General features: G+C 57.0%; 13 protein-coding genes. 3 read left to right on the top strand and 10 right to left on the bottom strand.

Going from position 1 to position 13,035, the window contains the following annotated elements; genetic code table 11:
* Positions 1-171: 171 nt before the first annotated feature.
* From Q4P78_RS05585 to Q4P78_RS05575, 3 genes are all read right to left on the bottom strand, one after another.
* Positions 172-522 carry an RNA polymerase-binding protein RbpA gene (locus Q4P78_RS05585; protein WP_303339371.1) on the bottom strand — a complete coding sequence of 117 codons (351 nt, stop codon included), beginning with the start codon at positions 520-522 and terminating at the stop codon, positions 172-174.
* A 173-nt stretch (positions 523-695) separates the two neighbouring features.
* Positions 696-1,862: an SPFH domain-containing protein gene (locus tag Q4P78_RS05580; RefSeq protein WP_303339370.1), complete on the bottom strand. Its 1,167-nt coding sequence runs from the start codon at positions 1,860-1,862 to the stop codon at positions 696-698.
* A gap of 105 nt (positions 1,863-1,967) precedes the next feature.
* Complete coding sequence (locus tag Q4P78_RS05575) at positions 1,968-2,453, bottom strand: NfeD family protein (protein ID WP_303339369.1); 486 nt, start codon at positions 2,451-2,453, stop codon at positions 1,968-1,970.
* A gap of 560 nt (positions 2,454-3,013) precedes the next feature.
* On the opposite strand from Q4P78_RS05575, the gene Q4P78_RS05570 reads away from it, so the two are divergent.
* On the top strand, positions 3,014-3,892 hold the full coding sequence (locus tag Q4P78_RS05570; RefSeq protein ID WP_303339368.1) for a DUF3097 family protein: 879 nt from the start codon (positions 3,014-3,016) through the stop codon (positions 3,890-3,892).
* Between the two features lie 178 nt (positions 3,893-4,070).
* Positions 4,071-4,472, top strand: a complete 402-nt coding sequence (locus Q4P78_RS05565) for a DUF4870 domain-containing protein (RefSeq protein WP_303339367.1) — start codon at positions 4,071-4,073, stop codon at positions 4,470-4,472.
* A 678-nt stretch (positions 4,473-5,150) separates the two neighbouring features.
* Here Q4P78_RS05565 and hemW read toward each other — a convergent pair.
* The 5 genes from hemW to Q4P78_RS05540 form a co-directional block, all read right to left on the bottom strand.
* The gene (gene hemW, locus Q4P78_RS05560; RefSeq protein WP_303339366.1) at positions 5,151-6,416 is read right to left on the bottom strand and encodes a radical SAM family heme chaperone HemW; all 1,266 of its coding nucleotides are present in this window, start codon (positions 6,414-6,416) and stop codon (positions 5,151-5,153) included.
* A 297-nt stretch (positions 6,417-6,713) separates the two neighbouring features.
* Complete coding sequence (locus tag Q4P78_RS05555) at positions 6,714-7,235, bottom strand: hypothetical protein (protein ID WP_303339365.1); 522 nt, start codon at positions 7,233-7,235, stop codon at positions 6,714-6,716.
* A gap of 256 nt (positions 7,236-7,491) precedes the next feature.
* A complete protein-coding gene (locus Q4P78_RS05550; protein WP_303339364.1) occupies positions 7,492-7,884 on the bottom strand; it encodes a hypothetical protein in 393 nt (130 codons plus the stop codon).
* A gap of 251 nt (positions 7,885-8,135) precedes the next feature.
* Positions 8,136-8,489 (bottom strand): iron-sulfur cluster assembly accessory protein, encoded by a 354-nt coding sequence (locus Q4P78_RS05545; protein WP_303339363.1) that lies wholly within the window; start codon positions 8,487-8,489, stop codon positions 8,136-8,138.
* Between the two features lie 260 nt (positions 8,490-8,749).
* Positions 8,750-10,144 (bottom strand): M20/M25/M40 family metallo-hydrolase, encoded by a 1,395-nt coding sequence (locus Q4P78_RS05540; protein ID WP_303339362.1) that lies wholly within the window; start codon positions 10,142-10,144, stop codon positions 8,750-8,752.
* Between the two features lie 153 nt (positions 10,145-10,297).
* Here Q4P78_RS05540 and Q4P78_RS05535 point away from each other — a divergent pair, with 153 nt between their 5' ends.
* Positions 10,298-10,909 carry a DUF3043 domain-containing protein gene (locus Q4P78_RS05535; RefSeq protein WP_303339361.1) on the top strand — a complete coding sequence of 204 codons (612 nt, stop codon included), beginning with the start codon at positions 10,298-10,300 and terminating at the stop codon, positions 10,907-10,909.
* A gap of 85 nt (positions 10,910-10,994) precedes the next feature.
* Here the strand turns inward: Q4P78_RS05535 and Q4P78_RS05530 are convergent, their stop codons facing one another.
* Both Q4P78_RS05530 and Q4P78_RS05525 read right to left on the bottom strand, forming a co-directional pair.
* On the bottom strand, positions 10,995-12,074 hold the full coding sequence (locus Q4P78_RS05530) for a quinone-dependent dihydroorotate dehydrogenase (RefSeq protein ID WP_303339360.1): 1,080 nt from the start codon (positions 12,072-12,074) through the stop codon (positions 10,995-10,997).
* A gap of 36 nt (positions 12,075-12,110) precedes the next feature.
* Positions 12,111-12,929, bottom strand: coding sequence for an isoprenyl transferase (locus Q4P78_RS05525; RefSeq protein ID WP_303339359.1), 819 nt, complete (start codon positions 12,927-12,929; stop codon positions 12,111-12,113).
* Positions 12,930-13,035 lie beyond the last annotated feature (106 nt).

Genomic DNA, 13,035 nt, shown 5'->3' with positions numbered 1-13,035 from the left:
ACAACGAGAGGGGTATGCAAGGCGCAATAGTGGCGCTCGCATACCCCTCTCGGGCTTTATCCCCGGTACACAACCTATAAACACATAGGGCACGAAAAGCCCCGTAACCGAACACGATTACGGGGCTTTAATCACCGGGGTAAAAACACCCCTCACAATCCTAAACGCCGATTACTCAGCAGACTCCACAGCATAATGGCTACGGTAGTACTCAAGACGCTCCTGCAGAATCTGCTCCAGCTCCTCAACACTACGACGCTCCATCAACATATCCCAATGGGTACGAGGAGCCTTATCCTCCTCAGGAGCCGCCTGAGAATCACCATTCACCAGGTACGCTTCCTTACCGCTCTTAGCAGTCCACACCGGCGGAATCTCAGCCTCAGCCGCAAAAGTCACAAACACACGGTCACCATCAGCAGTACGATACTCCACACGCTGACGAGCTGCCGGCTGCACATTCGACTCAGTCTCCATAGACTGCGAACCCAAACGCATACCACGCAAACTACGATCGCTCATAACTTCCTCCAAACCTCGAACTAAACCACCGCGCCAAACGCCACGGCACCTGCACCCACACACGCAGGCACAAATATCAAACAACCATTATAGCACCCGCCCCCGCACGCAACAGCGCACGGGGGCAAGCAAGCTCAGGGCATAACCCTATAACACCGGATACATCCGGGCAACTAACCCTGAACACCATAACCGGGAACAGGCGGCGGAGTCGGAGCAGACACCGACTTAAACTCAGTCGACGCCGAAATAACCTCACCGGTCACCTGATCATCAACCACCACACCGGGCTCAACAGACTCAGCCACCTTAGCCGAATCACCTGCAGAGACGGACGCAGAGGCGCTCGCCGCCTCTACACCGGAGACAGCAGATTCTGCGGCATCCTCAGGAACCGCGGCAGCTGCAGGCGGCGCAAAAGCAGGCAGGGGAGAAGAGGGCAAATCACCAAAAGCATTACCCAAACCACGCAAAGCATCGCCCAACTCGGTCGGAATAAACCACAGCTTATTCGCATCACCCTCAGCCAACTTCGGCAAAGTCTGCAAGTACTGATAGGTCAGCAGCTGCTGGCTCGGGTTCGAACGATGAATAGCCTCAAACACGGTCTTGACCGCAACAGCCTCAGCATCCGCACGCAGCACCTGCGCACGCGCCTCACCCTCAGCAGCCAAAATCTGAGCCTGCTTAGCAGCCTCCGCACGCAAAATCGCAGCACGAGACTCGCCCTCAGCCGTCAGAATATCCGACTGCTTCTGACCCTCAGCATGCAAAATAGCCGCACGACGATCGCGCTCAGCGCGCATCTGCTTCTCCATGGAATCCTGAATAGAAATAGGAGGCTGAATCTCCTTAATGTCCACACGAGAAATACGCAGACCCCAACGGCCGGTCGTCGCATCCAGCACGCCGCGCAACTGAGCATTAATCTGATCACGACTGGTTAGAGTCTGCTCAAGATTCAAACTACCCACCACATTACGCAGGGTCGCGCTAGTCAGCTCATCCACCGCACGAATATAGTTCGTAATCTCATAGGTCGCAGCCTTCGGATCAGTCACCTGAAAATACACCACGGTATCAATACCAACCACCAGGTTATCCTCAGTAATCACCGACTGCGAGGGGAACGACACAACCTGCTCACGCAAATCAATCGTGGGCAGCAGACGGTCAATAAAAGGAATCACCAGGTGCAAACCCGGGTTCAGAGTCGAATGATAACGACCCAGGCGCTCCACAATACCGGCACGAGCCTGCGGAATAATACGCACCGCACGCGCCAGAGTCACCACCACAAAAATAATGAGTGCAAGACCCAAAATACTCAACGTAGGCATACAAGCCTCCTATCTATCGGACAAAAATCGAACACATCTTTGGGTCATTCGATAGCGCACGCCGGAAAGAAAACACACACCCGACAACCCAACACAATGGGGGAGTTACACCGCCTGAACGGGCACCACAGGAACAACCACAGCCGTCGCACCCTCAATCGCAATAATCTGCACGCGCTCGCCGGCAGCAATCGCACCGGTCACACCGTGATTCTGTGCATTCGGTGCCAGGCGCGCGGTCCAGGGCTCACCTTCCAGACGAACCAAACCGGGCTGGGTGGAGCTTACGGGCTCGAGCACCTCAACCTGCTGACCGACCAGGGCATGCACATTGGTCGCAGAATCCGGGGTTGAACGGTTCAAGCGAGCCAGCAGACGCGGACGCAACAGGGTTACTAACAGAATGCTCAGTACGCAAAAGAGTACGCACTGACCGATCAGACTCTGATTAATGGGGGTTGATGCGCTGGTTAGTGCCGCCGCCAGACCCAGCATGAGAAACACCAGATCCAGTGAGAGCACCTCAATGAGTGCAAGAATGATTCCGGCAACCAGCCAGGCTGCCCAGGGTGTGGCAAGTAGCCATTCCATATGTCCTCCTAAAGTTCGGGGGAACTCTTGAGCATACGTGGCGGAAGAGCCCGCCGTATCGCGGTATCTCAAGAATCTGAGGCGACATGACCTCATCTCCAGTATCTCATGGGAGTGTTCAATACTGCAGGCTTTTCGTTATTAATCTCGCGTCATGGTAGGCGGTGGTTGCTCTGGGTGGGCACGAATCGGGTATTGAGCTGAATGCGGTGGCTCTGTCTGGGGTTTGGGGCGGTTATGAGGTGATATATCTGAGAATCTGCACGTCAAAGTGTTAGCGTGTACGGGGTTTATCCGATAACCTACCTAAAACGCCGATAATATACATTATGTAAAGTAATCATATTTTTGGCTACCCTACTGAGTTAGCTACCGCGACATGGAGCCTGAGCTCCTTATGTACAGTAATCATATTTTTCCCTACCCGCCGTAGGTGTAACCCTGCTTGCGGGCGCCAACCCGCTTAGCCCAGCCCTGGCTTACAATAGCTACTGGTATCTCCGTTTCCTGTCTTGCGCAGATGCCCCAAACCAGTCGCCACCGTTTTCCAAGGAGCCGCTTTGAGCAATCAGCCCATTGACCCCTATGCCTGGGGCGCTCAGGATCTTAATGCATCCGCACGTTCGCATCGCCCGGCTCCCGCACCCACAGTTGAACTCAAACGCGGCATGCTGCTTGAAGATCCCGCCTCCGGGTGGGTCGGCGAAGTTGTTTCCGCGGAGCGTATTGGTGGCGTCCTTTATTTCACTCTGGAAGACGCCAAGCTGCGCCGTAAGAAATTCCCCCTGGGTCCTGGCTATTTGCTGGAGGGTCAGCCTGTGGAAATCATTGCCCCGGCGCCCCGAAAGGCTGCTAAGCAGGTCTCTCGCTCCGGTTCCTATGCGGTAACCAACTCCCCTGCCCGTGTGGCGCGCGCCTCACGAATTTGGGTTGAGGGTCTGCACGATGCGGAACTCGTGGAGAAAATCTGGGGTCACGACCTGCGCGTTGAGGGCGTTGCTGTGGAACCCCTACACGGCATTGATGATTTGGCGGGTGCCCTGCGCGCCTTTGAACCCACCGATAATGCCCGTATTGGCGTGCTGGTGGATCATCTGGTGCCTGGAACTAAGGAAGAACGCATTGTGCGCGAAGCCCTGGCGAGCCTGGGGCCTGCGGCGCGCCATGTGAAGGTGGTTGGTCACCCCTTTATTGATATTTGGCAGGCGATTAAGCCCGAAAAGCTGGGGCTCAAGGCGTGGCCTCAGGTGCCTCGCGGTGAAGATTTCAAGAAGGGTACTCTGGCGCGGCTACAGCAGCCCCATGAGACTCAGGAAGATATTGCGCGCGCCTGGCAGCTGATTCTATCGCGCGTGGATTCCTATAAGGATTTGCAGCCGAGCCTGCTGGGGCCGGTGGAGTCTCTGATTGATTTTGTGACCGGCATGGTGGATGAATAGGCACTGATTTAAGGGGAGTTACTCCCCCGCTATTTGCGCTAGTCAGAGCCTCAAATGTGGCGTGCAGCGCAGTGAAAACGGTTCTGGTCGCAGCTGCCGCGCGGTACAATAGAAATGCTGCGTGCATGCGCGTGGCGACTCACTCACCCCTATTCATTTCGAGACATTCAGGATTGTCGTGACTACCAACCCCGTAGCTGAACAGACTCAGGCAGCGCCTCAGCCCGTGAAGCCCGCCAAGCGCATTTCGGTGATTCAAGACCGCAATTCCGCTACTTTTGCACACTTTAGCGGCATTATGGGCGTTGTCCCGCCCGCCCTGGTGTACTACCTCAAGCGTAAGAACGCACCCTTTACCGAGCAGGAATCTCTGGAGGCAGTGAACTTCACCCTGATTCCGAGCATTGCGATTGCGGTGTGCATTGTGCTGAGCATTATCCTGCCGGGTTCGGCGAGTGGTTTGATGCTGGCTGCCGCGCTCGTGTGGCTCTTTATGGCGATCGGTGCTATGCGCGCCGGTGTGCATGTCAATAGTGGTAACCCCTATCGTTACCGTTTTGTGGTGCGCCTATTCCGCTAAACCACTGAGGTTTTGAGGGTTGCTTGCTGATGTGTAGTGACCTGAGCGGCGCAAAGACACGAAGCCCGTCACGTAGGTGGCGGGCTTTTCTTGTGCCCGCCATTGGATAAAACACGTCACCGCTCGGATTAGTAGAGTGGTGTTAAATGACTGTGGACCCCCAATTACTTGGAGGTCCACAACCATATTCACTCAACTTCAGCAAAGACGAAAACATGCTGTCGACATAGAAACGTCTTGCCGGTTACTACTATACCGGCTGCCGGGTGCATATGTCTACTTTAGGTAGAGACTTATCAATCCATCAAGAGGCAGTTGAGGGTTTATGTTGGCTTGGATTCTCGAGACCAACCCTCGTAATCAACGTGCAGAGTTTGATTTTACACCCGTATAATGTGACATATTTAACAAAATTAACTATGGGGTATATACATAGTGTTACGAAAAACGCTATGACCAGGTGTAATACTATCACGTTCACCCGACACTTGAGGGTATAACAGTCCGAAAAATGGACTAAAATCCGCGTGGGTTCTTGAGACCGAGCGAGCCCAAACCCACACACTCCCCCACCTCGTTGCGCGGCGAGCAACACTCTCGTACTGCTCGCCGCGAGCGCCCGAGTGCAGCCTTTACAGGGTGCATCCCGTGGGAGGCGAGGACAATGGATCTAGCGGTCTAGAGGTCCGGGAGTAGCTCGCGCGTCACGGCGTCCCCCAGCAGTCGGCCCTTGAGCGTTAGGCGCACGGTGGAGTCGGCGAGCGCCTCACCCGCCGGATTGAGCACGTCTGCCTCAATGAGTCCCTGGGATACGAGCCAGCGCAGGGAGACGTCTAGGGCGGGCGCCTCGTGTACCTGTAGCAGGGTGTGTACGGGCAGACCTTCTTTGACGCGGATCATGAGCATGATTTCTTCGAAAATGCGCGTGGTGCTGTCTAGGGTTTCGCGTGCTGCGGCTGGGGATTGTCCGGCGCGTACCCGATTGGTGTAGGGTACGGGGTGCTTGAGGTTCCACCAGCGGGTGCCGTTGATGTGGGAGTGTGCGCCCGGTCCGATGCCCCACCAGTCTTGGTTGCGCCAGTAGGCGAGGTTGTGGGTGCTGCGGGTGTGTTCGTCGCGGCTATAGTTGGAGACTTCGTACCAGTGGTATCCGGCTGCGGTGAGTTTGTTTTCGGCTGCCAGGTACATGTCTGCCATGAGGTCGTTGTCGGGCATGGTGTATTCGCCACGGCGGATTTGTGCGGCGAGTTTGGTGCCTTCTTCGACAATCAGTGAGTATGCGCTGATGTGGTCGGGCTGGTAGCTGATGGCGGCGTCCAGGCTGTTTTCCCATTGCTGCAGGGTTTCGCCGGGGGTGCCGTAGATCAGGTCTACGGATGCTTGTAGGCCTGCGTTGTGTGCCCAGGTGATGACTTTGGGGACGTTGGCGGGTTCGTGGGTGCGGTCGAGGACTTTGAGTACTGCCGGTTCGACGGATTGCATGCCGAAGGAGACGCGGGTGAATCCGCCCTGTGCGAGGGTGTATAGGTCTTGTTCGGTGACGGAGTCGGGGTTGGCTTCGGTGGTGATTTCGGCGCCTTCGTGGATGCCGAAGATATCGCGTGCTGCCTGCAGGATGGCGACGAGGTCGCGGGCGGGTAGTTTGGTGGGGGTGCCTCCGCCGAAGAAGATGCTGTGCAGTTTGCGCGGTGCTACTCCGGAGGTCTGGAGGGTTTTGGCGGCGAAGATGATTTCTGCGATGGCGTCTTGGGCGTAGGTGGTGATGCCGATATTGTTGCCGAAGTCTTCGGTGGCGTAGGTGTTGAAGTCGCAGTAGCCGCAGCGGATGGTGCAGAAAGGTATGTGAATGTATAGGCTGAAGTCGCGTTCTGCGGTGCCGTGCGCGCTGTGTGCGGGGATGATGCCGTCTAGGGGTGCGGTGTCGCCGGTGGGTTGTTTGGGCATGGTGTTTCTCCCCTGTGGGTGTGGACGGTGGTGCTGTGCGAGCGCCTGTAACCGGTCTATTATACCGGGTGTGTTTGGTGACTGGTGGATAGGTCGTTTGAGCGATCATGTGTCGGGTGTGTGTTGAGTATTTTATGGGGTAAACACCGGGCATTTGACCACCGCTCGTACAGTGGAAAACTCAAAAGGAGTATAGTAAAGTCCCGCACACGCACACCGAGCACGCAAGGCGCAGGATTCCGAATAAATGGAGAATCCCCACGCACTCTACAGTGTGTGGGGACTCTTCTATGCGGTTTAGCGGTTAAGCTGAGCCCTGTCGGCGCTAAGAGGCTGCACCTTCAGGCTGCGTGCCGGGGCGACAGTCTCAAAATGAACCGTCGACACCCACGCCTCCAAAGTACACACATCAGAACCATCAGCACGCACACCCTCAACAAAAGCAATAGAGAAAACACCATTCTCCTCGCTAAAAACCCAACGCAACTGAGTACAGCTACGATCACTAGGCTGAACCTCAAACGTCAGCTCATGCTCACCAGTCACACGATACGTATACTCAAGCACACGCTCCTGAGTTCCAGCACTATGCCGAGCATCATTACCCTCACGACGGGCAGCCGTGCCTGAGGATTCTTGTGCGGTCGATGCAGCCCTCGCGCTGAGGGATGCGGATGCATTCCCTGCCCCGGTGCTCGGAGTGGATTCTGAAGAGCATGCACTGAAGGTTGCAAGCGCTACGGGAATGAGTAGGGCGCAGCAGGTACGGCGTGAGATGGTGTGTTCTGCGCTGGTGGGCATGGCGGTCTCCTTCGACATAGTAATGCTATGATTCGCCGCGAGAACGCTATATGGCGGTATTCTTCGGCGAATACATGGTACTTATACTAACCTTAGCGCGCAGGGCGGGTGCGTGTCTACATCCCTCTATACCATGATGCCGCGGGTGCAAGCGCACTGTATATGTGCCTGCACCCGCGGCAGGGTACGTGTAGCCTCGTGAATCCCACGCCCGGACGGGACGCGAGTACCGCCCGGGCCCTCTTTAGGCACCGGGTGAGGTATCGCGCAGGGGTTAGTTATCGTTTATGGGTACAGCGGAAGGGTCAATTGCCTCAATGGTCAGATTCTTGGCGGGCTGAACAGTGGAGACCGTGTAGGTGCGTCCGCCGCGGATTGCGTTTGCGCAGAAGTCGGGTGCACCGGAGCGTTCTCCTGCAATCAGCGCCACGCGCACAACGCCTTTGGATTCTTCCTGTACGTGACGGATACTCACGCACTGCCCGGGTTTCTCCACAACGGTGAACACGATTTGGTTCGGGGCGGATACTTGGGCGTCTTCCCAAGCGATAACGTGTTCGTTTTTGATTTTCTGGCTGCTGGTATCTTCCGCGCAGGAGGTCAGGGTGAGTGAGGAGATGCCTGCGAGCGCGAGGGCTGCGGCGCGGCGGAGCTGTGATGCGTTCATAGTGTTTTCTTGGTGCGTGAGTGGGTCAAGGGCTGTGTTGAGTGTATGATTCCAGGGTATCACGCCCGATACGGTTGAGGTGTTCTCATATTCCTCTCGAAGGTTTCTGCATGTGTGCCCTATGTGCGTACCGGTAGGGGTGTTTTTCCGCGTGCTGATAGACCTACTGGGAACGTAAAACCGCGGTGCCACTGCCTCCTGCACAGGAGAGAGCACCGCGGTTTGAGAGTGTTTAGGCTATAGGGTGATCTTTAGTTGAAGGAGTCACCGCAAGCGCAGGAGCCCTGAGCGTTCGGGTTGTCAATGGAGAAACCCTGCTTCTCAATGGTGTCCTCGAAGTCGATGGATGCGCCATCCAGGTAGGGTGCGCTCATGCGGTCCACGATAACCTCAACGCCGTCGCCGAAGTTGCGCACTGCGTCGCCATCCAGGGTACGCTCGTCGAAGTAGAGCTGGTAGATCAGGCCGGAGCAGCCGCCGGGCTGCACAGCAATGCGCAGGCGCAGGTCGGTGCGACCCTCCTGCTCGAGTAGGGTGCGAACCTTGGTCTGTGCAACTTCGGTCAGTTCAACGCCGTGGGTGGGCAGTTCGACAGTTTCAGTCATGATAGTTGTCCTTTCGTTCCCCCGCATGAAAATCCTGTATGGTTCATACGAGTTTTATGGTCTAGGCTTAACGTTACGCCCATTGCGCCCGGCTATCAACCCAGGGCGACCGTAGTGTCGTACACGTTCGCCCTGGGCGTGCGATGCGCTCACTGCCCCTAGGGGCAGTGCTGCGGGCATACTCTTATGCTGTAGAACAGATATTGCGCTCGGGTTATTCCCGCACACACACTGTTCTTCATTGCTATGTGTCGGTTACTTTACTTACTCAGCTCGGAGAGAACCAGAGCCTCCGCCACAATACCGTGCAGCAAATCTGGTACATATAGCGACTCATTAGCGCTATGAGCGCGAGTATCCGGATCCTCAATACCGGTCACCAGAATCTGAGCCTGCGGGAACACCTGCTTCAGGGTTGCAATGAACGGAATGGAACCGCCCATACCCGCCTTAACCGGCTGCACACCCCAGGCACGCTCAAAAGCAGCCAACGCCAGGCGAGCGCCGTAGGAGTCCACATCAATATCAAAAGGCTGACCCGAATCCTGCGGGCTGTAGGTAATCTGCGCATTCAGCGGCGCGTGCTGCTGCAGATGCGCCTCAATGGCCTGATGAGCTACCTGAGGGTCGGTGCCCGGCGCCAGACGCACACTAATAATCGCGCGTGAAACCGCCGCCAAAGTATTAGAAGAATGAGCCACCGAGGGAATATCCCAACCGATGACCGAAACAGCCGGCTGGGTCCACAGGCGGGAGGCAATGGAGCCGGTACCCGCCAGGCTCATCTGCTCCAGGGCGCCGGAGTCTGCGCGGAAATCAGCCTCGGCGTATTCAATCTGCTGATCATCGCGACGACTCAAACCCTCAATAGCTACCGAACCCTGAGCATCATGCAGGGTAGCGATCAGGCGCGCCAGGACGGTGTGCGCATCCAACAGCGGGCCGCCAAAGACACCCGAATGCAGGGCGTGAGAGCCCACGCGCGCCTCAATCACGCCGGAAGCCACACCGCGCAGGGAGGTGGTTAGTGCGGGCACACCGGCACGCCAATTCGAAGAATCCGCCACCACAATATAGTCAGCGTCCAGCTGCTGGCGGTAGGTGTTCACAAAGGACTCAAAGGAGGGGGAACCTGCTTCTTCCTCACCCTCAATAAAGAGCTTAATGCCGAGCTTAAAATCATCGCCCAGCACAGTCGAAACAGCCTCCAGGGCGGCAAGGTGCAGCAGCACGCCCGCCTTATCATCGGCAGCGCCGCGACCGTAGAGACGATCGCCCTTACGCACGGTCTCAAAGGGCGGGGTGTCCCACAGGGACTCATCCCCTGCGGGCTGCACATCATGGTGTGCATAGAGCAAAATGGTCGGGTAACCTGCCGCAGCCGGGCGGGACGCAAGAACCGCGGGCATGCCGGTCTTGACGGTGCCGTCTTCAGCAGTGTACTCGGCAGTGTACAGGGCAGCATTCTCAAAACCTGCGGCGAGCGCCAACTCACGCACCTTCTCGGCGCTGCGCTGCACCTGGCTCAAATCGTGGCTTTCCCAGGCAACCGAAGGAATGGCGACCAATTCGCTCAGTCGCTGCAGGGTCTGGTCAAAACGCTGCTCAATTGCCTCTTTGAGGGCATCAGCGTGGCTAAATTCAAAGGTAGTCATGTCTCTATCATAGTCCCGTCGCGTACTTTTATGCGCTTGTGCACACTCTGATCGGACGCTTATGAAACGGCTCGGGCTCTGCAGGGCGTGATATCTGTTTGAAATACGGTACACAATACCGGTTGACGCCCATGATTGGGTATGATGGGAGGTATGTTTGGCAAAAAGAAAGAAGCAGTAGAGCCCGAAACCACCGCGGAGGTGATTGAGGTTGAGGTAGAAGAGCCCACCAACCCCAAATTCACCCCTAAGAAGGGCAAGCCCACCCCTAAGCGTGACGCTCAGGTTGCCGCACGTAAGCAGCCTCTGGTAAACGCTGACCGTAAGGTGGCAAAGGAGCGTGAGCGTGAAGAGCTGCGTGAGGCGCGCGCCCGCCAGAACGAGGCAATGCGCACCGGTGATGAGCGCTACCTGCCTGCCGTGGATAAGGGTAAGGACCGCCGCTATATCCGCGACTACATTGATGCGCGCCGCAACCTGGGCGATTACATGCTCTACGCCCTGATGGTTGTGTTCCTGGTCAGCTTCCTGATTCCGGTGCTGGCTCCGGGACTATACGGTTTCATGGTGTACGCAATGTACGGCCTGATCGGTCTGTGGCTGATTGACTACTTCATCATGTGGCGCAAGCTCAAGAAGAAGCTGATTGATAAATTCGGTGGCTCCGGTCGCGGTAATGGCATGTACGCCTTTAACCGTGTGATGGTTCCTCGTCGTTTCCGCCGCCCCGACCCGCAGGTTGAGTACGGTCAGTACCCGAAGTAAATCACTGTATCTTTCATATGCACTAATCCCCCGCTCTCTACGGAGGCGGGGGATTTTTGAGTGTTTGAATGATTTTCGAGAAGAATTATCGGCGCAGCTTCGCCAGACCGCGGTTAATACGAGCAACCCAGAACGGACCCTCATATAAGAACGCAGTGTAACCCTGCACCAAATCAGCGCCCGCATCCAAACGCTCCTGCACATCGCGAGCATCGGTCACGCCACCCACAGAGATAATCGCTAGCTCGTCCCCAATCTCCTTCTTCAGCAGGGACAGAACCTCCAGCGAGCGCGGCTTCAAAGGCGCACCGGACAGACCACCGGCACCAATATTCTTCACCTTAGACATATCCGAGCGCAGACCCAGACCCTCACGTGCAATGGTGGTATTGGTAGCAATCACGCCGTCTAGCTTCAGTTCCTTCGCCAGGCGAGCCACCTCAATCACGTCTTCATCCGCCAGATCCGGTGCGATCTTCACGGTCAGCGGCACGTGACGGTTCGGCACGACCTTATCCGCCTCGGCGCGCACGGCAGCCAGCAGCGGGCGCAGCGCCTCAATGGACTGCAAGGAACGCAAACCCGGGGTGTTCGGGGAGCTCACGTTCACGGTCAGGTAGTCCGCCTGGGGCGCCAGGGTGCGAGTAGAAATCAGGTAGTCGTCAATAGCGTTTTCCAGCTCAACGACCTTGGTCTTGCCAATATTCACACCAATGACCGGGCGGGAGGAAGCAGGGTATTCCGCCTCCAGATCGGCGCGGGCAGCAGCCACACGCGGACCGGCAGCGGCGGCACCGTCATTATTGAAACCCATACGGTTAATCACGGCGCGATCCTCCACCAGGCGGAAGAGGCGCGGCTGCGGGTTGCCCGGCTGAGCTTGACCGGTAATGGTACCAATCTCAACATGGCCAAAGCCCAGAGCCGCCAGAGCAGCAATGCCCTTACCGCCCTTATCGAAACCAGCCGCCAGACCAAAAGGCGAGGGGAAATCAATGCCCATGACGCGGGTGCGCAGGGAAGCGTCCGGCTGCAGGTAGGAGCGCAGAGCGCGAGAAATACCCAGGGACTTCAGAGTCTGAACACCCCAGAAGCCAATGTGGTGAGCCTTCTCGGGGTCCATCTTTTCAAAAACCAGCTTGAAAATCGTGGGGTAAATACGCATGGGCGCTCCTCAAAATATGTGGGTTATAGGTCTATATTAAGCGTTATCTGCCGGGTCTAGGGCGTCGGCGGGGTTCTGCGGGTCGGTATTGACCGCATCCACCGCGCCACCGTAGCGGCGGTCTCGGCTGGCGTACTCCAGCACCGCACGCCAGAGGGTTCGACGGTCAACATCGGGCCAGAGTACATCCATAAACACGAACTCGGCGTACGCACTCTGCCAGAGCAGGAAGTTCGAAATGCGCTGCTCGCCCGAAGAGCGCAGGAAAAGGTCAACATCGGGCATATCCGGCTCGTCCAGGTACTTGGCGAAGGTCTTCTCATCCACCTTGGAGGGCTTCAGACGCCCGGCGGCAACATCCTCAGCCAGTGCTGCGGCGGCGTCTGCGATTTCGGCGCGGCCACCGTAGTTCACGCACATGGTCAGGGTGCATACGGTGTTATTAATGGTTTCGCGCTCGCACTTTTCGAGCATCTCAATCACGCTCTTCCACAGCTTGGGTCGACGACCCGCCCAGCGGATACGCACACCCCACGATTTGAGAGTTTCCAGCTGGCGCGCGAGCACCTCGGTGGAATAGCGCATAATAAAGGCGACTTCACTGGGCGAGCGCTTCCAGTTCTCGGTGGAGAAGGCATAGGCGCTCACATAGGGAATGCCCATTTCAATGGCGCCGGCAACAACGTCCAGCAGTGCCGCCTCGCCCGCGCGGTGGCCCTCGGTGCGCGGCAATCCGCGTTCATTGGCCCAGCGGCCGTTGCCGTCCATAACCACAGCCACGTGCTGAGGGATGAACTTGCGGGGAATCGCCGGGGCGGTAGCTCCCGAAGGATGCGCATAGGGTTTGACGGGCACGATAAACCTTTCACGGGGATATATCCGAGGATAGAGTTCCCTACCATTCTACCGCCTTGAGCGGGGCGTGTGGCTATGCGCAGGCTGTGCAGCGGGTGAAAATTAT

This window comes from Rothia sp. (in: high G+C Gram-positive bacteria), assembly GCF_030540545.1.
Classification (GTDB): domain Bacteria; phylum Actinomycetota; class Actinomycetes; order Actinomycetales; family Micrococcaceae; genus Rothia.
The sequence above is the reverse complement of the archived record's forward strand: the minus strand, read 5'-3'. Positions and strand labels throughout refer to the sequence as shown.